General features: G+C 68.1%; 17 protein-coding genes. 11 read left to right on the top strand and 6 right to left on the bottom strand.

The genetic code is table 11. The annotated features are described in order from the left end of the window. Positions 1 to 36: 36 nt before the first annotated feature. From IEY58_RS12835 to IEY58_RS12825, 3 genes are all read right to left on the bottom strand, one after another. Entirely contained in the window at positions 37 to 996 is a 960-nt protein-coding gene (locus IEY58_RS12835) for a flagellin N-terminal helical domain-containing protein (RefSeq protein ID WP_189046288.1), read from the bottom strand. Positions 997 to 1,218: 222 nt separating this feature from the next. Then, positions 1,219 to 1,371 (bottom strand): hypothetical protein, encoded by a 153-nt coding sequence (locus tag IEY58_RS12830; protein ID WP_189046286.1) that lies wholly within the window; start codon positions 1,369 to 1,371, stop codon positions 1,219 to 1,221. A 41-nt stretch (positions 1,372 to 1,412) separates the two neighbouring features. After that, positions 1,413 to 2,627: an extracellular solute-binding protein gene (locus IEY58_RS12825; protein WP_189046285.1), complete on the bottom strand. Its 1,215-nt coding sequence runs from the start codon at positions 2,625 to 2,627 to the stop codon at positions 1,413 to 1,415. A gap of 234 nt (positions 2,628 to 2,861) precedes the next feature. On the opposite strand from IEY58_RS12825, the gene IEY58_RS12820 reads away from it, so the two are divergent. From IEY58_RS12820 to IEY58_RS12800, 5 genes are all read left to right on the top strand, one after another. Further along, positions 2,862 to 3,995: an ABC transporter substrate-binding protein gene (locus IEY58_RS12820; RefSeq protein ID WP_189046283.1), complete on the top strand. Its 1,134-nt coding sequence runs from the start codon at positions 2,862 to 2,864 to the stop codon at positions 3,993 to 3,995. Positions 3,996 to 4,074: 79 nt separating this feature from the next. After that, on the top strand, positions 4,075 to 4,950 hold the full coding sequence (locus IEY58_RS12815; RefSeq protein WP_189046281.1) for a branched-chain amino acid ABC transporter permease: 876 nt from the start codon (positions 4,075 to 4,077) through the stop codon (positions 4,948 to 4,950). Further along, positions 4,947 to 6,692, top strand: a complete 1,746-nt coding sequence (locus IEY58_RS12810) for a branched-chain amino acid ABC transporter ATP-binding protein/permease (RefSeq protein WP_189046279.1) — start codon at positions 4,947 to 4,949, stop codon at positions 6,690 to 6,692. Before IEY58_RS12815 ends, IEY58_RS12810 begins: the two co-directional genes overlap by 4 nt. Beyond that, entirely contained in the window at positions 6,679 to 7,413 is a 735-nt protein-coding gene (locus IEY58_RS12805) for an ABC transporter ATP-binding protein (RefSeq protein WP_189046277.1), read from the top strand. Before IEY58_RS12810 ends, IEY58_RS12805 begins: the two co-directional genes overlap by 14 nt. Before the next feature lie 121 nt (positions 7,414 to 7,534). Beyond that, positions 7,535 to 7,783 carry a hypothetical protein gene (locus IEY58_RS12800; protein ID WP_189046275.1) on the top strand — a complete coding sequence of 83 codons (249 nt, stop codon included), beginning with the start codon at positions 7,535 to 7,537 and terminating at the stop codon, positions 7,781 to 7,783. Positions 7,784 to 7,828: 45 nt separating this feature from the next. Here the strand turns inward: IEY58_RS12800 and IEY58_RS12795 are convergent, their stop codons facing one another. Next, complete coding sequence (locus tag IEY58_RS12795) at positions 7,829 to 8,806, bottom strand: ketopantoate reductase family protein (RefSeq protein ID WP_189046273.1); 978 nt, start codon at positions 8,804 to 8,806, stop codon at positions 7,829 to 7,831. A 116-nt stretch (positions 8,807 to 8,922) separates the two neighbouring features. Here IEY58_RS12795 and IEY58_RS12790 point away from each other — a divergent pair, with 116 nt between their 5' ends. Together IEY58_RS12790 and IEY58_RS12785 are read left to right on the top strand one after the other, a co-directional pair. Next, positions 8,923 to 9,405, top strand: a complete 483-nt coding sequence (locus IEY58_RS12790) for a hypothetical protein (RefSeq protein ID WP_189046271.1) — start codon at positions 8,923 to 8,925, stop codon at positions 9,403 to 9,405. A 154-nt stretch (positions 9,406 to 9,559) separates the two neighbouring features. Continuing rightward, on the top strand, positions 9,560 to 11,074 hold the full coding sequence (locus IEY58_RS12785; protein WP_189046269.1) for a DHA2 family efflux MFS transporter permease subunit: 1,515 nt from the start codon (positions 9,560 to 9,562) through the stop codon (positions 11,072 to 11,074). Here the strand turns inward: IEY58_RS12785 and IEY58_RS12780 are convergent. Next, complete coding sequence (locus IEY58_RS12780; RefSeq protein ID WP_189046267.1) at positions 10,981 to 12,108, bottom strand: YbfB/YjiJ family MFS transporter; 1,128 nt, start codon at positions 12,106 to 12,108, stop codon at positions 10,981 to 10,983. The two genes, IEY58_RS12785 and IEY58_RS12780, sit on opposite strands and share 94 nt — an antisense overlap. 199 nt (positions 12,109 to 12,307) lie before the next feature. Further along, on the bottom strand, positions 12,308 to 12,889 hold the full coding sequence (locus IEY58_RS12775; RefSeq protein ID WP_229743687.1) for a phosphonate degradation HD-domain oxygenase: 582 nt from the start codon (positions 12,887 to 12,889) through the stop codon (positions 12,308 to 12,310). 155 nt (positions 12,890 to 13,044) lie between these two features. Between IEY58_RS12775 and gpmI the strand changes: the two genes are divergently transcribed. From gpmI to IEY58_RS12755, 4 genes are read left to right on the top strand one after another with little or no spacing between them, the layout of a single operon-like run. Continuing rightward, positions 13,045 to 14,631, top strand: coding sequence for a 2,3-bisphosphoglycerate-independent phosphoglycerate mutase (gene gpmI, locus IEY58_RS12770; protein WP_189046265.1), 1,587 nt, complete (start codon positions 13,045 to 13,047; stop codon positions 14,629 to 14,631). Positions 14,632 to 14,653: 22 nt separating this feature from the next. Continuing rightward, positions 14,654 to 16,012, top strand: a complete 1,359-nt coding sequence (locus IEY58_RS12765) for a murein hydrolase activator EnvC family protein (RefSeq protein ID WP_189046263.1) — start codon at positions 14,654 to 14,656, stop codon at positions 16,010 to 16,012. Beyond that, on the top strand, positions 16,009 to 17,367 hold the full coding sequence (locus tag IEY58_RS12760; protein ID WP_189046261.1) for a S41 family peptidase: 1,359 nt from the start codon (positions 16,009 to 16,011) through the stop codon (positions 17,365 to 17,367). The genes IEY58_RS12765 and IEY58_RS12760 overlap by 4 nt, the downstream gene beginning before the upstream one ends. A gap of 20 nt (positions 17,368 to 17,387) precedes the next feature. Further along, on the top strand, positions 17,388 to 18,833 hold the full coding sequence (locus tag IEY58_RS12755) for a divergent polysaccharide deacetylase family protein (protein ID WP_189046259.1): 1,446 nt from the start codon (positions 17,388 to 17,390) through the stop codon (positions 18,831 to 18,833).

Below are 18,833 nucleotides of genomic sequence, written 5' to 3'. Positions count from 1 at the left end.
CAGCCGGGCCGGGCGTCGAGATTATTGCCGCCGAGATTACTTCAGCAGGTTCAGGATCGACTGATTCTGCTGGCCCGAGACCGACAGCGACTGGATGCCGATCTGCTGGCGCAGCGTCAGGGCCTGGGAGTTCGCCGCCTCGGTGTTGAGGTCGGCCAGCGTCAGCTTGTCACCGCCCTGCGAGAGCGTCGTCGCATAGTTGGCGGTGAAGGTCGAACGGGCCTGCAGGATCGAGACGTTGATGCCGAGCGAGGCGCTGATCGCCTGGTTCTGGGCGATGGCCGCGTCGATGCGGTTGTCCGACGCCGAGAAGATCGCCTCGGCCCGCGACACGGCGATGGTGACGCCGCCGATGGTCTGCGCGCTCGTGAGGTTCAGGGCCGAGAAGCCGAACACGCCCGTGCCGCCCGCACCGGAGAAGATCACGTTCGAGAAGTTGAGCGAGCCGTCGGCCTTGAAGACGCCGGTGGCGCCGGTGAACAGCGAGTTCGTGTTGCCGGCGCCGGTCGCGACCAGGTTGAAGCCGTTGATCACCAGCGTGGCGGCCGTGCGCTCCGAGAACTGGGTCGACAGCGTCGCCGTGGTCGCGGTCAGGATGTTGAGGCCCTGGTAGGTCGTGTCCTTGACCAGCTGGGCCAGCTGCTTGGCGATGTTCTTGAACTGGGTCGTCGCGGCGACGCGCTGCGACAGAACGGCGCCGCGAGCGCCTTCGAGCACGCCTTTGAGCTGCTTCAAGAGACCGTCGACGGCCGAGGTGGCGTTGAGCGCCGCGGTCACGGCCGACACGCTCTGGTCGATGTTGCCCTTGCGGGTATCGAGCGCCGAGGTCCGGTCATAGAGCGAGGTCGAGCGGAAATAGGCGACCGCATCGTCGACGACGCCGTTGACCTTCTTGCCAGTGTTGAGCCGCTCCTGGGTCCGGTTGAACAGCTGCGACGCGTTCTGCAGCTGGAGCAGCGTGTCCTGCTGGACGGCGGTCAGAGTAATGTCAGACATGGCTCACTTCCTTTAAGGACTGCGGCCCGGCGCGTCGCTCTTTCATAGGCGCGCTCGAACCCGGTTCGACACCACACTCGGGACGTACCGTTGACGTCGCTTCCCGGGACCTTTCGCCCGGTCAGGACGGCAACGGAACGTGCCGAGCCCTTGTCGGACCAATCGGCAAGGGGTGTGCCAGAGCCTCGGAAGCAAGGCGACATGCGCCGTAACTGTCTGTAATTAAATGATTTTATAAAGAAATTTTCGGCCGTCGATGCCACGCTCGGCGGGAGATGCCAGCCGGTCGATTTGTCCCCGCCCGGCAAAATCTACCGGGACGAGCCTCGCCGGATCCGGCAGATTCTGCTGGGCGCAAAAGAAAACGGGCGGCATTTCTGCCGCCCGTCCCTGTCGCGTCGAAGGGTTTCGACGGATTACTTGGTCTTGCCGCTGCCGATTTCCTCGTCCCACTTGTGGAACGCGGCGACCATGGCGTTCGCCTCGAGCGGCGTCTCGATCTTGTTGTTCTTGATCAGGTCGTCGTATTCCGGCCGGCCGTATTCGGCGATCGCGTCCTGGCTTTCCTTGGGCGCCATGCTGAGCGGCACGTCCTTGACCGCGGGGCCTGGGTAGAAATAGCCGTCGTCATAGGCGTAGGCCTGGGCGTGCGGCGTCATCATGTAGGCGATGACGTCGAGCGCCACCGCCAGATGGTCCGGCGAGATACCCTTCGGGATCGCCAGGTACTGCGCGTCGGACACCCAGTGGAAACCCTTGAGCGTGCCGACCTTGGCGCTCTTCGGCACGGTGCCGAGCACGCGCGGATTGATGTCCCAGCCAGTGGTCGACACGATCATGTCGATCGAGCCTTCGCCCAGCTGCTTCATCGTGACGCCGGTGCCTGACGGATAGTACTCGACGTACTGGCCGAGCTCCTTCAGGTACGCCCAGGTCTTGTCCCAGCCCTTGATCGGATCCTTCGGGTCCTTGTCGCCCAGCAGATAGGGCAGGCCCATCAGGAAGGTGCGGCCTGGGCCGGAATTGGCGGGCCGAGCGTACATGAACTTGTTCGGATGCGCCTTCGCCCAGGCGAGCAGCTCCTCGGTCGACTTCGGCACGTCCTTGACCCGTTCCGGCGCGTACTCGATGAGCGGGCCCGACGGGTAATAGACGACGGTGACGCCGTAGCCCTGGCCAAGCTTGTGCATGTCGAGCGCCGCCGGCAGGTAGTTGGCGGCCAGGTTGCCTAGTTTGCCGTCGTAGTCCGGATCGAGCTTCAGCCACAGTTTCTGATCGATGCCGGCGGCCAGGCCGTCGAGCCCGGTCAGCACGATGTCGATGTCGAGGTGGTTGGCATCCTGCTGGGCCTTGATCTTGCCCGCGAGCTCGGGTGCCGGCGCCTTGGTGTAGTTGAACTTCGCGACCCGGTCGGGATGGGCCTTGCGATAGTCCTCGAAGCCTTTCTGCGTCAGCGCCAGCGCGCCGCCGACGTCGATGATGTTGATCGTCTGGGCCGATGACGGCAACGGCGGTGCGTCGGCGGCATGGGCCGGCATTGCGCCCGCAGTCAGCAGCACGCCCAGCGCCACCCCGCTGAGTGCCACTCCGCCGAGCTGCCGGCGCGTCAGTTTCATTCCCTGCTCAGCCATAGAATCCCCTCCCCACGGTTCTTCGAACGACAAATCGGCCACGACTCTCAAGGGTCGCGTGCAGTCGGACGCGACCGTTCCATCTTTCCGGCGACGGGTCAATTGGTAATGTGGTCTGGCCAATTTCGTCGCACCGCGATTGTACGATGATTTCACTTGATCTCGGCCCGCCGTCGCGACAGCGTAAAGTCAGACAAAAGAACAAAAGTTCTGATCTGCAGGGGGAAGCGACCGATGAAGAGGGGGCATGTGACGGCCTGCGCGATGATCGCGCTGGCGCTGGGTTTCGGCGGCGCTGCGGCGTCGGCCGGCGAGATCAAGATCGGCATGGTGACGCCGATCACCGGGCCCGCGGCCGAGTCCGGCAAGTACGCCCAGATCGGCGCCAAGATGGCGATCGACGAGATCAACGCCGCAGGCGGCGTCAACGGCAATACCTTGAGCCTCGTCGTCGAGGACGACCAGACGACCAATCCGGGCGCCGTCGCCGCCTTCTCGCGGCTTGCGACCCAGGCCGACATCCCGGTGTTCCTGGGCTCGATCCGCTCGACCCAGGTCGATGCCATGTCGCCCGACATCCTGAAGCTCGGCAAGCCGGTGTTCATCGGCGGCACGGCGCCGCAGCTGACCCACCAGGGCAATCCGTGGCTGTTCCGCTGCCGGCCGAACGACAGCTATTCGGCGCGCGTCATCGCCGATTTCGGCGTCGATACGCTGGGCTTGAAGAAATGGGCGATCGTGCATTCGACCGACGCCTTCGGCAGCGGCGGCATGAACGCGCTGACCGCGGCGCTCAAGTCGCACGGGCTCGAGCCGGCCCTCGTCCAGGGTTATCCGAACCAGTCGGCCGACTTCTCGGCCGTGGTCCTCGCGGTGAAATCGTCGGGCGCGGACATCATCGGCAGCTATTTCACCTTCGAGAATGACCTCGGCATCTTCGCCAAGCAGCTCCGTCAGTTCGGCGTGCAGGCGAAATGGGTGGGCTCGCCGTCGATCACGACCGCGACGGCGCTCAAGCTCGCCGGCCCAACCTTGAACGGCACCTACGGCATCGCCGACTTCGCCGCGGATTCGAGCCCGGAGGCCAAGGCGTTCAACGCGAAATACGAGTCGATCGCCAAGGTCCCGGCCGACAATTTCGGGTCCTGGACGTTCGACGCGGTGCATATCGCCGCCAAGGCGATGACTGACGCCAAATCGACCGATCCGGCCAAGGTTCGGGACGCGATCCTGGCGATCAAGGGCTACAAGGGTGCGGAGGGCACCTACAACTTCGACCAGAACGGCGACGGGCTGCACGGCTACAACATCGTGCAGAACCAGAACGGCAAGATCAGCTTCACGAAGCACGTCGACTACACCGACTGATCGGCCCGGGTGCCGCGGGGCCGGCCTGGCCGGTCCCGCTCCCGATCTCCTCCGCTTCTGACAATCGTCGAGGATGCCGATGGCGATCTTCCTGCAATTGTTGTTCACCGGCATCGGGATCGGGGCGGTCTATTCCCTGGTCGCCCTGGGCTTCGTGCTGATCTATCGCGCGACCAACGTGGTGAATTTCGCCCAGGGCGAGTTCGCCATGCTGGGGGCCTATCTGATGGTGGTTCTGACCCAGGACCTGAACCTGCCCTACTGGGCCGCGATCCTGATCAGCCTCGTCGCCATGGGCATCATCGGCGCGCTGTTCAATCTCGGCGTCTATTACCCGCTCCGGCACCGCTCGTTCCTGCCGGTCGTGATCTCGACCATCGGCGCCTCGATCCTGCTGACCAACTCCGTGCTGGTCGGCTACGGTCCGTCGCCTGAGAACCTCGCGGGCCTGTTCGACTTCCCGGGCTTCCAGTTGGGCGGCGTCTTCCTCGACAGCCAGTACCTGCTGATCATCGGCGTCACCATTCTGCTCGTCGCCTTTCAGTATTTCTTCTTCGAGCACACGCTCATCGGCAAGAAGATGCAGGCGACGTCGCAGGACAAGGAGATGGCGAGCCTGCTCGGCATTCCCGTCGCCGGCATGATCATGCTGACCTTCGTCTATTCGGCGATCCTGGGCGGCTTGGCGGGGATCCTCGTGGCGCCGATCCTGTTCGTGTCGGTCGGGCTCGGCAGCCAGGTGGCATTGAAGGCCTTCGCGGCCTCGATCATCGGCGGCTTCGGCGACGTGACCGGCGCCATCGTCGGCGGGCTCTCGCTCGGCATCATCGAGACGTTCGGCGCCGCCTACGTCTCAGTGCCTTACAAGGACGGCTTCGCCTTCCTCGTGCTCTTCGCCTTCCTCTTGATCCGCCCGCAGGGCCTCTTCGGCGAGAAGGTGGCGCAGAAGGCATGACGACCCGCTCGATCCTCGTGCCGCTCCTGCTCATCGCGGCCGCCGCCTCCGTCATCTGGCCGCTCGTGCAGCCGATGAACGGCTATCTCCTCAACCTGTTCATGCAGGCCGCCACCTATGCCATGGCGGTCTTGGGCCTGACCGTGGTCCTGGGCTATGCCGGGCAGATCTCGATCGCCCAGGCCGCCTTCTTCGGCCTCGGCGCCTATGGCGTTGCCATCGGCACGACCATGCTGCACCTGCCGTTCATGCTGGCGCTGCTCCTGGGCGTCGCGGTCGCCGCCGTGTTCGGCGCGATCCTGGGCGCCTCGACGCTCAAGCTCGGCGGCCATTACCTCGCCATGGTCACGATCAGCTTCCAGCAGATCCTGACCCTGGTGCTGACCAACTGGATCGGCCTCACCAACGGGCCGGACGGCATCCGCAACATCCCGCGCCCGGCGCTGTTCGGCATCTCGTGGCAGGACTCGGACCGCTATCTGGCCCTCTGCCTCGTCGTGCTCTACGCCGTCGGCACCTTCGTCTGGTGGCTCAAAGGCACCAAGCTCGGCCTCGGCATGCAGGCGGTGCGCGACAACGAGCTCGCTGCCGAGGTCGTCGGCGTCGACACCTATCGGGTCAAGGTCACGGCCTTCTGCCTGTCGGCCCTCCTGGGCGGGCTCGGTGGCGGCCTCTTCGCCGGCGGCTTCGGCTATATCAGCCCGGACCAGTTCAGCTTCGGCGAATCGGTCGTGTTCCTGACCATGGTGCTGTTGGGCGGCGCCGACGCGGCGGTGGGTTCCGCCGTCGGCACGGCGCTCCTGATCCTGCTGCCGGAATGGCTGCGCTTCCTCAGGGGCGCCTATCTCGCGGTCTATGGCCTCGCCGTCATTCTCATCATGGTGTTCATGCCGACCGGCCTCTGGGGCGTGCTGTCGCGCCTCTTCGGTCCGCCCAAGCGTCGCGATCATGGTGTCGTCGAGGCGCTCAGCCTCGGCGACCCGGACGGGGAAGACGGTGACCTCCTGCTCGAGATCAAGGGGCTGGCGAAGCACTTCGGCGGCCTGAAGGCGCTCGACGGCGTCGACATTGCGGTCGAGCGCGGCAAGGTGCATGCGCTCATCGGCCCGAACGGCTCGGGCAAGACGACCATGCTCAATGTGCTGAGCGGCATCTATCGGCCGACCCGCGGCGAAGTCAGGGTCGATGGCGTCAAGGTCTCGGGCCTGCCGCCGCACGAGATCGCCGCAGCCGGCGTCGGGCGGACGTTCCAGAACATCCGCCTGTTCCACAGCCTGACCGTGTTCGAGAATGTCGTGATCGGCGCGCAGCGGCCGCGCAACCCGGCAGCCGCGACGCCGGACCAGGCCCGCCGCCGGGCGCTCGCCGCCCTCGAGTTCGTCGGTATGGCGGGGCGCGCCGACATCAAGGTCGCAAGCCTGCCCTATGGTCACCAGCGCCTGGTCGAGATCGCCCGCGCGCTGGCCGGCAACCCGACGCTCCTGCTGCTCGACGAGCCGGCGGCCGGGCTCAATCTCACGGAGAAGCAGGAGCTGGTCGGCCTCCTGAAGCGGCTCGCCCACCATGGGCTGACCCTGTTCCTGATCGACCACGACATGAACCTGGTCGAGCAGATGGCCGACCGCATCACGGTCTTGAACTTCGGCAAGCGCATCGCCGAGGGCACGCCCGCCGAGGTGCTGCGCCATCCCGACGTGATCGCTGCCTATCTCGGAGAGGTGCCCGACCATGCCGCTGCTTGAACTGGCTGGGCTCTCGGCGGCCTATGGCGCGGTCCAGGCGCTCAAGGACCTGTCGCTTCACGTCGGCGAGGGCGAGATCGTGGCGCTGCTCGGCTCGAACGGCGCCGGCAAGTCGACGACGCTGCGCACGATCTCGGGCCTGATGAAGCCGAAGGCCGGCCACGTGCTGTTCGATGGCAAGGACATCTCGGGCGTGCATCCGGAGACGGTCGTGCGCCTCGGCATCGCCCATGTGCCGGAGGGGCGGCGCGTCTTTCCGGGCCTGACGGTCAAGGAGAACATCCTGCTCGGCGCCTCCAACCGCAGTGGGCTCGCGCGCCGGCAGATGGAGGCTGAGGTCGACGAGATGTTCGAGCTCTTCCCGGACATCCGCCGCTTTTCGGGCGCGCTCGGCTGGACGCTGTCGGGCGGCCAGCAGCAGATGGTGGCGGTTGCGCGCGGCCTCATGTCGAAGCCGCGTCTGCTCCTGCTCGACGAGCCGTCCCTGGGCCTGGCGCCGCTCATCGTGCAACAGGTGTTCCGCATTATCGCCCGCATCCGCGAGCGCGGCACGACCGTGCTGCTGGTCGAGCAGAACGCGCGCACGGCACTCTCTGTCGCCGACCGCGGCTATGTGCTTGAAACCGGCCGGCTCGTGACCGAGGGCAAGCCCGACGAGCTCTGGAACAACGAGGAGGTGCGCGCGGCCTATCTTGGCGGGCGCGTCGTCGAGGGCGTCTAGGCGGGGTGCCGGGCGTCGAATAGCCGCGACATCGATGGAAATGAGCGTAGAGTGTCGGGCCGGAATGGCGCGGATCAGGGGCGCCTGGATCGCTCGGGCGCCGATCCGGGGGAGGCCGACGATGATTACGGTCCTCGACGAACGGGAAAGTTATTTTCTGGTCACGAACGGCAGCCAGTTCGCTGTGGTCGAGCGGCGGGCCGGCAAGTACTACAGCCTGCATGCCGGCGTGCGCCACGGCGTGGCACTCGATGACGCGGGCGTGCTGGAGCTGATCCACGAGGCGGGCGCCCACGACGAAAAAGCGGCCCGGCGCCTGTTCGACGAAGTGTCGGAGCAGTGGCGCGACATATTCGAACATCTGCGGTGAGCCGGCGAAGCCACTGTTGTGGCTCGCCGTCGGGGCATTCGGGCACTATCCGTCCTGCAGCCCGAGCTTGATCCGCGTCAGCGCCCACAGGCTTTCGATCGTCGGCACCGGCACCTGGCGGCGCCGGCCGAGCTCGATCACCGCGGTCACGATTGGGTCGAGCTCCAGTGGGCGGCCTGCCTCGTAATCCTGCAGCATCGAGGTCTTGTGGTTGGGTGCGCTTGGCGGCTTTGCGAGCTCGGCGTCGATGTCGTCGTCGAGCTCGACGCCCCAGGCGGCCGCGACCGCCTTGCACTCCTGCATCAGGCGACGGAGCGTGCCCAGGAGCGCCGGCTCGCGGCGGATCTCGCCCATGGTGCGGCCGGTGAGCACGCTCACCGTGGCCGAGGCATTGTTGAGCAGGAGCTTCGACCAGACCTCATGGCGGATCCGGTCGGTCGCGTTGCAGGCGATGCCGGCGCGCTCGATCGATCCGGCGAGTTCCGTGAGGGCGGTCGCATGGTCGCCGGCGCGTGGCGCGCCCAGGTGCAGGCGCAGCCGGCCGGCGTGATGCGCCATGCCCGGCTCGGGGATTGACGCCGGGATGTTGATGACGCCGCCGATCGCGCGTTCCGGCCCGATCGCGCGCCAGATCGTTCCGCCCCGATCGACCGTCTCGAACGGCGTGCCGGCTTCGGGGCCGTCGGCCCCGTAGAAATACCACCAGGGCACGCCGTTCTGCGCCGAGACGACGAGCGTGTCGCGGCCGAGGAGCGGCGTCAGGGTCGGCGCGAGGGCCGCGAGTGAATGGCCCTTGACCGTGACGATCAGCGCGTCCTGCTGGCCGAGGTCGCGCGGGTCGTCGCTGGCACGCGGCCGGCTCGTGAAATGCCTGTCGTTCGAATGGACGGTGAGGCCACGCGCCTGGATCGCGGCCAGATGGGCGCCGCGCGCCAGCAGGCTGACCTCGTGCTCGCCGCGGTCGAGCAGAAAACCCGCGATGACGCTGCCGACCGCGCCGGCACCGACGATGGCGATCCGCATGCTCTTTGCCTCCCCGTTATTACAGCCGTGACAATAAAGTACAGGAAGCCCTCTCGCTGACGCTCGCCCGACTTCCCAAATGAGGTGTGTGGAGTTGCCGCAGGGAGGACCTTGCCATGTTGATGCGATCGCTCGCTACCGCCGTTCTGGCTGGGGCCATGGCTTTGGCGGCACCCGTGGCCATGGCCGATGGCGGCCACGGTGGTGGCGGTTTCCACGGTGGCGGCGGTTTCCACGGCGGCTGGGGGAACGGTGGCTGGGGTCACGGCGGTTGGGGTCGTGGCGGCTGGGATCGTGGCGGCTGGGGCCATGGGGGCTGGGGCTGGCGTGGCCATTCCTCGGTCTTCATCGGCGGCGGCTTCGGTTTCTGGCCCTGGGGCTACGGTGGCTACGGCTACGATCCCTATTACTACGCGCCATCCTATTACTATCCGGCGCCGGTCTATGCGCCGCCGCCGGTCGCCTATGCCCCGGCGCCGACCGTCGACCAGTCCTATTGCCGGCAATATCAGTCGTCGGTCGTGGTCGACGGCGTCGCCCAGCCGACGAGCGGTGTCGCCTGCCGCCAGCCGGACGGTAGCTGGCGCATCGTGCAATAGGCATTGCCCGGCACCTCGGGCGAGCCGTCGCAACCGGGCATGGCAGCCCGCGCAAGTTGAGTGGGCTAGCCGGCGGCAAAATGCTTAGGATACTCTCTATCGAGAGAGTCATCCTTGTGCCGCGCCCGCCACGGGCGCGCCGTCCCGAGTGCCCATGGTCGATCTGCCGCGCAATCCCGCCCCGCCGGTTTACCGGACCGCGACCGAGCCCAAGCTCGGGCTGCTGATCCCGCTGGTCGTCGCCTGCGCGCTGTTCATGGAAAATCTCGATTCCACGATCATCGCGACCTCGATCCCGCAGATCGCGCGCAGCCTGAACGAGCCGCCGCTGCACCTCAATCTGGCGGTGACGAGCTATCTCTTGAGCCTCGCCGTGTTCATCCCGGTGAGCGGCTGGATCGCCGACCGGTTCGGCGCGCGCAACGTCTTCTGCGGCGCCATCGTCCTGTTCACGGTCGGCTCGGCGCTGTGCGGCCTGTCGACGAGCCTCGCCATGATGGTGGCGACCCGCATCCTGCAAGGCTTCGGCGGCGCCATGATGACGCCGGTCGGGCGGCTCATCCTGCTGCGCTCCTTCCCGAAGGAAGGGCTGGTGCGCGCCATGAGCTACGTGACGATCCCGGCCTTGATCGGCCCGACCATGGGGCCGATCGTCGGCGGTTTCCTTACCACCTACGCCTCGTGGCGCTGGATTTTCTACATCAACATCCCGATCGGCCTGTTCGGCATCTTCCTGGCGCTTCGCTATTGCGAGAACTACCGGATGCCGGCGCCGCCGCGCTTCGATTTCACCGGTTTCGTCATCTGCGGCGCAGCACTCGCCTCGACCGAGCTGGTGCTGGAGAGTGCCGGCCGCCACATGGTGCCGGCCTGGGGCGAGGCGACGCTCGCGGCCGTCGCCGTCGCCGGCATGGCGCTCTATGGCCGGCATGCCCGGCGTACGCCCAGCCCGGCGGTCGATCTCAAGGTCTTCCGCCTCCGGACCTTCCGCCTGTCGGTCCTGGCCGGCGGCGTGTGCCGAATGGGGCTCGGCGCCGTGCCGTTCCTGCTGCCGCTGCAGCTGCAGCTGGGCTTTGGCCTGACGGCGATGCAGTCGGGCGCCATCACCTTCGTCAGCAGCCTCGGCGCCATCCTGATGAAGTCGGCCTCGCAGCGTATCCTCAGGCGCTTCGGCTTCCGCAACCTCCTGATCGGCAACGGTCTCCTGGTGGGATTCGTGATCACGGGGCTCGCCGCCTTCACGGCCGCGACGCCGCATGTGCTGCTCTACGCCTACCTGCTGCTGTTCGGCTTCATGCGGTCGGTCCAGTTCACCTGCTTCAACACGCTGGGCTATGCCGACGTGCCGACAGACATGATGAGCCGGGCGACCAGCGTGTCGAGCGTGGGCCAGCAGCTGTCCATGAGCTTCGGCGTCGCCCTCGGCGCGACACTGCTCGGCCTGCTGGTCGGTCCGGAGGGCACGGTGACCGCGGCCGAGTTCCACATCGTCTATCCGCTGGTCGCGGTCCTGCCGTTCATTGGATCGTTGTTCTTCTTTCAGCTGCGTCCAAGCGACGGCACGCAGGTGAGCGGCTACCGGCCGCGCGATGCGGCGCTGCCCCCGATCGCCCAGCCCCAGGTCGCGAGCGCCAAGCCCGCGGCCTCGAGTAACGCGCCCGCCCCATAGATCGGCGGATAGGTGCCGAGCGCTGCGAAGGCGCTGCTGAGCGCGAGGCCGCCCGCGGCCTGTGCCGCGCTGAAGCCGAGCGTGGCCAGGCCCCAGGCCCGGCCGTGGCGGCGGTGATCCAGGAGCTCGAGCAGCCGGGCCGACACCAGCGCCGACATGCCGGGCGAGAGCGCCCCCACCAGGAAGGCCGACAGCATCAGGGGGGCCGGCGCGGTCGCGACGATGGCGAGCACGATCGCCAAGGTCTTGACGAGCAAGGCCACGATCAGGCTGCGGCCGAACCCGAGCCGGTCCGCCAGCACGCCGACCGCGACCGGACCCGCGAGCGCGCCGGCGCCGAAGCCCAGCCAGGTGAGGCCGCCCCACGGCCCGAGGCCGAGGGCGCGTGCGACATAGTCGACCCAGAAGATCGTGTGCGGCACGAAGCCGGCGCCGTCGAAGCCATAGGCGATGACAAGCAGCAGCACGGCCGGCCCGAACCGGGGTGCAGCGGCGAGGCTGGCGTCCGGTTCGGCGCCGGGGACGCGGCCGTCGCGCCAGGCCGGCCAGGAAAGCGCGCTCGCGACGAAGGACAGGCCGGCAAGCGCCAGCCAGACGAGGCGGACGTCCCGGTCCGCGAGCGGCCCGACCGCGGCGCTGCCGAGGATCACGCCGAGGCCGACGCCGGTCATGATGATGCCGGCCGCCCGGCCACGTGCCTCGACCGCGACGCGGCCGAGCGCCGTCGAGGCGCCGACCACCATCAGCACGCCGCCGGTCACGCCGGCGACGAGCCGCCAGAAGGCGAGCCACGGGAAGCCGAGCGGGGCGGCGGAGCCAAGAAAGCTCAGGATGGTGAGGAGGAGTGCTGCGCGGATGGCACGCCCGGCGCCCAGCGCGACGCCCAGGCGATGGGCGAGCGCGGCACCCACGAAATATCCCGCGAGATTGGCGGCCCCGGCATAGCCGGCCTCGACCGGATCGATCCCGGCCTGGGCCAGGAACGGCACGATCGGCGTGTAGGCGAAGCGCCCGAGGCCGACACCGACGAACACGGCAGCGAAACCGGGCAGGGCGGCAGCAAGCCAGGAGCGCCGCGGGGCGGGGGAATGGATCTTGGAGGCTCCCGGACCGATTGTTGTCGACCGATTGTTGTCGACCGATTGTTCTTGGGTCGGGAGCCTCGGCGGCGGCACCGGGTAAAGTCAACGGCCTTTCGCGTCGAAGCCCTTGGGGCCCGTCGCCTTTGTACCCTCAGTTGGCCGGATGGCTCGCCATGACCGCGGCGATCAGCTCGCGATAGGACTCGATGGGGCGGGTCTCGAGGCCCATGACCTTGGCCCGGTCGTCCCAGCGCCGGAGTCGCACGGCGTCCTGCGCCTGCGGCAGGTTGGCGAAGGCCTCGGCCTCGTCCGGGCTGAACACGCCGCCCTGCAGCTCCAGGCTCTGCTTCGAAGCGGGCGACAGGTCCTGCCAATAACCCTTGTCGATGGCGCAGAGGTAGCGTTTGGCCGGGACATGAAGCCGCACCGGCTCGACCACGGCCGGGCCGAACAGGCGGGCGAGGTACGTGGCGCCGATCGCCTCGTGGCGGGCGTCAATGCCGCGGTCGGCGATATCTTCGCCGCCGGTATGGATCAGGTGGCCGACGTCATGCAGCAAGGCGGCCACGACGAGCGCCGGCGCGGCACCTTCATCCTCGGCGAGGGCGGCGCTCTGCAGCGCATGCTCGGCCTGGGTGACCCGTTCACCGAAATAGCCGTCGCCGCCGTGGCGGGTGAAGAGCGCCACGAGAGCGTCGGTTTCGGCGTCGATCTTGGAGGTTGTCATGGGCATGACGGGGATGGCTCCGGGCTTGTGGCGTTGACCGATCGTATAGCCGGGTGCGATGACGCTTTTCCTGCAGGGGCCCACCTGCGCGTGGGCACACTACCGCGCGCCCGGCGCATGCGATAGTCTCCGCCACCGCTCGATCCCAGGGAACTTGCCCCGTGACTGAAAAGCTCCAGCCCGCCACCCGCCCCGTCGTCCTCTGCATCCTCGACGGCTGGGGCTACCTGCCGAACGGCGCGTCCAACTCGATCACGCTCGCCCATACGCCGAATTGGAACCAGCTGACCCGGACCGCTCCGCACGGCATCATCGAGGCGAGCGAGCACAATGTCGGCCTGCCGGATGGCCAGATGGGCAATTCCGAGGTCGGCCACATGAACCTCGGCGCCGGCCGCGTGGTGATGCAGGAACTGCCGCGCATCGATGCGGCGATCAAGGACGGCACGCTCGCGAAGAACGAGGCGCTCGGCAAGTTCATCGCCACGCTCAAGGAGACCGGCGGCACTGCCCATCTGCTGGGCCTGATGTCGCCGGGCGGCGTGCATGCGCACCAGCGCCATATTGCCGCGCTGGCTCATATCCTGACGGACGCGGGCGTCAAGGTCGCGGTCCACGCCTTCCTCGACGGCCGCGACACGCCGCCCAAGAGCGCCGGCGAGTATCTCGCGACCTTCGCCAAGGACGTCGCGGGTGCGAAGGGCGCTTCGGTCGCGACCGTGATCGGCCGCTTCTACGCCATGGACCGCGACAATCGCTGGGACCGGGTCGAGGCGGCCTACCGTGCGCTCGTTTCGGCCGAGGGTGCCAAGGAGACGGAGCCCGTCGCCGCGGTCGAGGCTTCGCACAAGGCCGACGTCACCGACGAGTTCGTGAAGCCGGTCGTCATCGGCGATTACGCCGGCATGAAGGACGGCGACGGCGTGCTGATGGCGAATTTCCGCTCCGACCGGGCGCGCGAGATCCTGGCGGCGCTGCTCGATCCGAAGTTCGACAAGTTCGACCGCGGCCCGTCCGTCAAGTTCGCGGCCGCGCTCGGCATGGTCGACTATTCGACCGAGCTCAAGAAGCTCATGGCCACGATCTTCGAGCCGGACGGGCTCGAGAACACGTTCGGCGAGATCGTCGCGCGTGCCGGCTGGAAGCAGTTGCGCATCGCCGAGACCGAGAAATATGCCCACGTGACCTTCTTCTTCAACGGCGGGCGCGAAGAGGTGTTCGAGGGCGAGGAGCGCATCCTGGTGCCGTCGCCCAAGGTCGCGACCTACGACCTGAAGCCCGAGATGTCGGCCTACGAGGTGACGGACAAGCTGGTCGACGCGATCGGCACCGGCCGGTTCGACGTGGTCGTGGTCAATTACGCCAATGCCGACATGGTCGGCCATTCCGGCAATATCGAAGCGGCGAAGCAGGCGGTCGAGGCGGTCGACACCTGCCTCGGGCGCCTGGCCGACGCGGTCGCCAAGGCGGGCGGCACGCTGCTCATCACCGCCGATCACGGCAATGTCGAGCAGATGACCGACCCCGAGACCGGCCAGCCGCACACGGCGCACACGACCAACCCGGTGCCGCTGGTGCTGATCAACCCGCCGGGCTGGGTCAAGGCGGTGGCGCCCAACGGCGGCAAGCTCGCCGACATCGCGCCGACGCTGCTGGCGCTCCTGGGCCTGCCGCGGCCGAAGTCCATGACGGGCAGCTCGCTGCTCGTGCCGTCCGCGGCACCAGCTGCTGCGCGTGCCTCGGCCTGATCTCCCGGCTATCGGCGCGGCCGTGGCGCTCCTCATCTGGGGCGCCGCGGCCGCGGCTGAAACCGCGCCCGACGAGAAGCTGCAGAACGAGAAATTGAAGGCGGTCGAGCAGAAGCTCGAGGCCGGCCGGCATGAGAGCGCGCAACTCGACAAGCAGGCGGCGACACTCGTGGCCGAGCAGGCCCGGCTGCAGGATGCGTCGGTCGCGGCGGCGAAGAGCGCCCAGGACTACGAGGAGCGGCTGACCGAGCTCGAGGGCCAGCTGAAGACGCTCGATGCCGAGGCCGCGGCGAAGCAGAAGGCGCTCGCGGCCGATCAGGCGCGCGAGGCGGGCCTGCTCTCGGCCCTCGAGAAACTGTCGCAGAACCCGCCGGAGGCGATGCTGTTCGGCCCCGCCTCGCCGATCGACCAGGTACGCGGCGCCATGCTCTTGGGTGCCGCCGTGCCACAGCTCGAAGCGCAAGCGAAGGAGCTGCAGGCGACCTTGGTGGAGGTCAAGCGCCTGCAGGCCGAGATTTCGGCGAAACGCAGCGAGATGACGCAGAAGCAGGCGGCGCTCGACGCGGAGCAGACGCGGATCGGCCTGATGCTCCGCCAGAAGGCGGCGCTCGAGGGCCAGACGCGCGAGGCCCAGGGCCAGACCCAGAAGACGCTCGCGACCTTGGGCGCTCAGGCAAGCGATCTCAAAGATTTGATCCAGCGGCTGGAGCGCGAGCGGCAGGAGCGGGCGGAGGCCGAGCGTAAGCGCGCCGAGGAGGCGCGGCAAAAGGCCGAGCGCGAGGCGGCGGCGAAGGCCGAGGCCCGGCGCCGGGAGGCTGAGGCGGCGACCCGCGACACTATGTCCGGCGGCGTCGCGGGACGCGACGTTGGGCCCGGGGGCGTCGCGGGACGCGACATCGGGCCCGCGACCGCGGCCATCACGGTCGCCCCGCCGGAATCACCCAAGGGGCGCGACCCGCTGGCGCCGCGCGGTGGGGGGCGAAAGCTCGAACCCGGCCATTACGCGGCGCCGGTCGCGGGCCAGGTCATCAAGCGTTTCGGCGAGAGCGACGGGTACCAGGAAGCCAAGGGCCTGACCATCCGCACGCGCGGTGCTGCGCAGGTCGTGGCACCGTTCGACGGCCAGGTTATGTTCGCCGGTCCGTTCAAGGGCTACGGCCAAATCTTGATCATCGATCACGGCGGGGGATATCATTCACTTCTTGCTGGAATCGATCAGATCGAAGCGACGGTAGGTCAAAGGGTTGTGACGGGTGAACCGGTGGGCGTGATGAAATCCGGCGATCCCGGCCCGAGCCTCTATCTCGAATTGCGGCGACAGGGTCAGCCTATCAATCCGCTGCCGTGGCTGGCGGCACGCGATGGAAAAGTGAGTGGATGATGCGGCGAGTTTTTCTGGCGGCTGGTGCCGCGCTCTTCGTCCTGCTGGAGCCGGCCGGCGCCGCCCCGCCGACCCAGTCGGGCAACGCCGATACCTTCAAGGCGCTCAACCTGTTCGCCGAAGTGTTCGATCGCGTGCGCCAGGACTATGTCGAACCGGTCAATGACCAGGAGCTGGTCGAGAATGCCATCAACGGCATGCTGACCTCGCTCGACCCGCATTCGAGCTACATGAACGCCAAGGCCTACAAGGACATGCAGGTCGACACGCACGGCGAGTTCGGCGGGCTCGGGCTCGAGGTCGTGCAGGACCAGGGCCTGGTCAAGGTCGTCTCGCCGATCGACGACACGCCGAGCGCCAAGGCGGGCATCAAGGCCGGCGACTATATCGTGGCCCTGGACGGCGACCCGATCGTCAACATGTCGTTGAACGAAGCCGTCGAGAAGATGCGCGGCGCGCCCGGCACCACGATCAAGATCACGCTGCGCCGCGAGGGCGAGCCGAAGCCGATCGACCTCACGCTGACCCGCGCCATCATCAAGGTCGCCTCCGTGCGCGGCCACCTGGAGCGCGACACGATCGCCTATCTCAGGATCTCGAGCTTCAAGGAGCAGACGGCGACCGAGCTCGAGGACACGTACAAGAAGCTCAAGGCCCAGGCCGGCAAGCTCACCGGCGTCGTGCTCGACCTGCGCAACGATCCGGGCGGGCTCCTCGACCAGGCGGTTGCCGTGTCCGACGACTTCCTCGAGCGGGGCGAGATCGTCTCGACGCGCGGCCGGCGGCCGGAGGACGTGCAGCGCTACAACGCCCATCCGGGCGAGATCACCAACGGCCTGCCGATCGTCGTGCTGATCAACGGCGGCACCGCCTCGGCGTCCGAGATCGTGGCCGGCGCGCTGCAGGACCATCACCGGGCCGTCGTGCTCGGCACCCGGTCGTTCGGCAAGGGCTCGGTCCAGACCATCATTCCGGTGCTGGGCCAGGGCGCCATGCGGCTCACCACGGCGCGCTACTTCACGCCGTCGGGCCGGTCGATCCAGGCCAAGGGCATCGAGCCCGACATCGTCGTCGAGCCGGCCAAGATCGAGAAGATCGGCGGGCCGGAGCGGCTGCACGAGGCCGACCTCAAGGGCGCGCTCAAGAACCCGGACGATCCGGCGAAGCCGGCTGCGGCCAAGCCTTCGGCGACCAAGGACCAAAGCGCCGGGAAGGACAAGGACCAGGAGGCCCCGCCGATGCCGGGCGACGTGATCGATCCGAGCGCGTCGGCCAAGGCGGACGATTATCAGCTGAGCCGGGCGCTCGACCTCCTGAAGGGCGTGGCGCTGTTCAGCAGTCGGGCGGTCGATTGAGCTTCAGGGCCGCCTGACCCATGGCGGAGCGTCGGCCGGTGCCGGACGCGGCGGACAGGGGCGTTGCCGCGCGCCGGATGATGCCGCTCGCGTTCGCCGCCGGCAGCCTCGTCGTTGTCGTGGCGGGCGGGGCCCTCTGGCTCACGCTCAGCGGCCCGCTGCCCGACCGCGGCGTGACGGTGGCGCTGCCGACGCCGGCCACGGCGCCATTGCCGACGTCGGCGGCACCCGAGCCCTCGGCCGCGGCACCCCAGCCCGCGACTGTCAAGGCCGAACCGCCGGCGGTTGCTACGCCCGCCGCCGAAACGCCCGCCGCCGAATCGCCCGCTGCGCCGGCTCCCGCGGCAACGGCATCGAACACCCCGGCATCCAACACCCCGGCATCAGACAAACCGGTGCCGGCTGCCGACGCGCCGCAGTCCCTGTTGCCGCCGCCGTCTGCGCAGGACACGCCGCCGGCCCCGCCGCCAGGCTTCAGCCATGGGCAGGCCTTGGCGGCGGCTCCGGATGCCGATCTGATCGAGCGTGTCGCGACGGGCTATCTGCCGGTCGTCGGGCGCGACGGGCGGCTGCCGTGGCAGGTCTATGCCCGGCCGTTCGACCTGGCCGACAAGCGGCCACGCGTGGCGATGATCATCACGGCGCTCGGCATGTCGGCGACCCAGACCGACGCGGCGATCAACCGCCTGCCGGCCGCCGTCACGCTCGCCTTCCAGCCCTATGCCCGCAAGCTTGGCGAATGGATCAACCTGTCGCGGGCGGCCGGGCACGAGGTGCTGCTGACCCTGCCGATGGAGCCGCTCGACTATCCGCGCAACGATCCCGGCCCCAACCCGCTCCTGACCGCGCTCGAGCCGGCCAAGAACCTGGAGCGCTTCAATTGGGTGATGAGCCAGGGCACCGGCTATGTCGGGCTCGTGGGCTTCGAGGGCTCGCGCTACACCGCGGCGCATGACGACATGATGCCGATCCTCGACGCGATGAAGCGGCGCGGGCTGCTCTATGTCGACAATCGCGAGACGCCGCAGACGGTGGTGCCGGCCTTGGCGGGCGAGCTCAAGCTGCCGTTCGCGTCGTCCAACCGCACGATCGACCGCGACGCGACGCGCGCCGGCATCGACAAGCGGCTTGCCGAGCTCGAGGACATCGCGCGGCGCAACGGCGCTGCCGTCGGCATCGGCTCGCCCTTCCCGGTCACGTTCGAGCGCGTCGCCGTCTGGGCCCAGGGCCTCGAGGATCGCGGGCTGGTCCTGGCGCCAGTTTCGGCCGTGATCGGCAAGACCAAGGAGCAGGTGCCCCAGAAGGGTGAACAGCAGAAGGGCGAGCCGCCCGCGGCCGGCCCAGGCGCCGGCAAGGAAGGCGAGGGTGCCGCACCCGCGAACAAGGACACGCCGGCGAGCAAGGACAGTGGCAAGGACACGGCCGCTGCCGGTACCAAGCCCGCTGCAGCCGCCAAGCAGGAATAG

Origin of the sequence: Aliidongia dinghuensis (assembly GCF_014643535.1) — a bacterium.
GTDB classification, from domain to species: Bacteria; Pseudomonadota; Alphaproteobacteria; order ATCC43930; family CGMCC-115725; genus Aliidongia; species Aliidongia dinghuensis.
Note: the sequence above shows the minus strand (reverse complement) of the source record. Positions and strands in the feature narration are given on the sequence as shown.

Excerpts from the sequence above, each read along its gene's own strand:
- IEY58_RS12800 (WP_189046275.1), top strand. The coding sequence starts at position 7,535 with ATGATTACGGTCCTCGACGAACGGGAAAGTTATTTTCTGGTCACGAAC.
- IEY58_RS12815 (WP_189046281.1), top strand. The coding sequence starts at position 4,075 with ATGGCGATCTTCCTGCAATTGTTGTTCACCGGCATCGGGATCGGGGCG.
- IEY58_RS12755 (WP_189046259.1), top strand. The coding sequence starts at position 17,388 with ATGGCGGAGCGTCGGCCGGTGCCGGACGCGGCGGACAGGGGCGTTGCC.
- IEY58_RS12810 (WP_189046279.1), top strand. The coding sequence starts at position 4,947 with ATGACGACCCGCTCGATCCTCGTGCCGCTCCTGCTCATCGCGGCCGCC.
- IEY58_RS12760 (WP_189046261.1), top strand. The coding sequence starts at position 16,009 with ATGATGCGGCGAGTTTTTCTGGCGGCTGGTGCCGCGCTCTTCGTCCTG.
- IEY58_RS12830 (WP_189046286.1), bottom strand. The coding sequence starts at position 1,371 with ATGCCGCCCGTTTTCTTTTGCGCCCAGCAGAATCTGCCGGATCCGGCG.
- IEY58_RS12785 (WP_189046269.1), top strand. The coding sequence starts at position 9,560 with ATGGTCGATCTGCCGCGCAATCCCGCCCCGCCGGTTTACCGGACCGCG.
- IEY58_RS12795 (WP_189046273.1), bottom strand. The coding sequence starts at position 8,806 with ATGCGGATCGCCATCGTCGGTGCCGGCGCGGTCGGCAGCGTCATCGCG.
- IEY58_RS12820 (WP_189046283.1), top strand. The coding sequence starts at position 2,862 with ATGAAGAGGGGGCATGTGACGGCCTGCGCGATGATCGCGCTGGCGCTG.
- IEY58_RS12775 (WP_229743687.1), bottom strand. The coding sequence starts at position 12,889 with ATGCCCATGACAACCTCCAAGATCGACGCCGAAACCGACGCTCTCGTG.
- IEY58_RS12790 (WP_189046271.1), top strand. The coding sequence starts at position 8,923 with ATGTTGATGCGATCGCTCGCTACCGCCGTTCTGGCTGGGGCCATGGCT.
- IEY58_RS12805 (WP_189046277.1), top strand. The coding sequence starts at position 6,679 with ATGCCGCTGCTTGAACTGGCTGGGCTCTCGGCGGCCTATGGCGCGGTC.
- IEY58_RS12835 (WP_189046288.1), bottom strand. The coding sequence starts at position 996 with ATGTCTGACATTACTCTGACCGCCGTCCAGCAGGACACGCTGCTCCAG.
- IEY58_RS12825 (WP_189046285.1), bottom strand. The coding sequence starts at position 2,627 with ATGGCTGAGCAGGGAATGAAACTGACGCGCCGGCAGCTCGGCGGAGTG.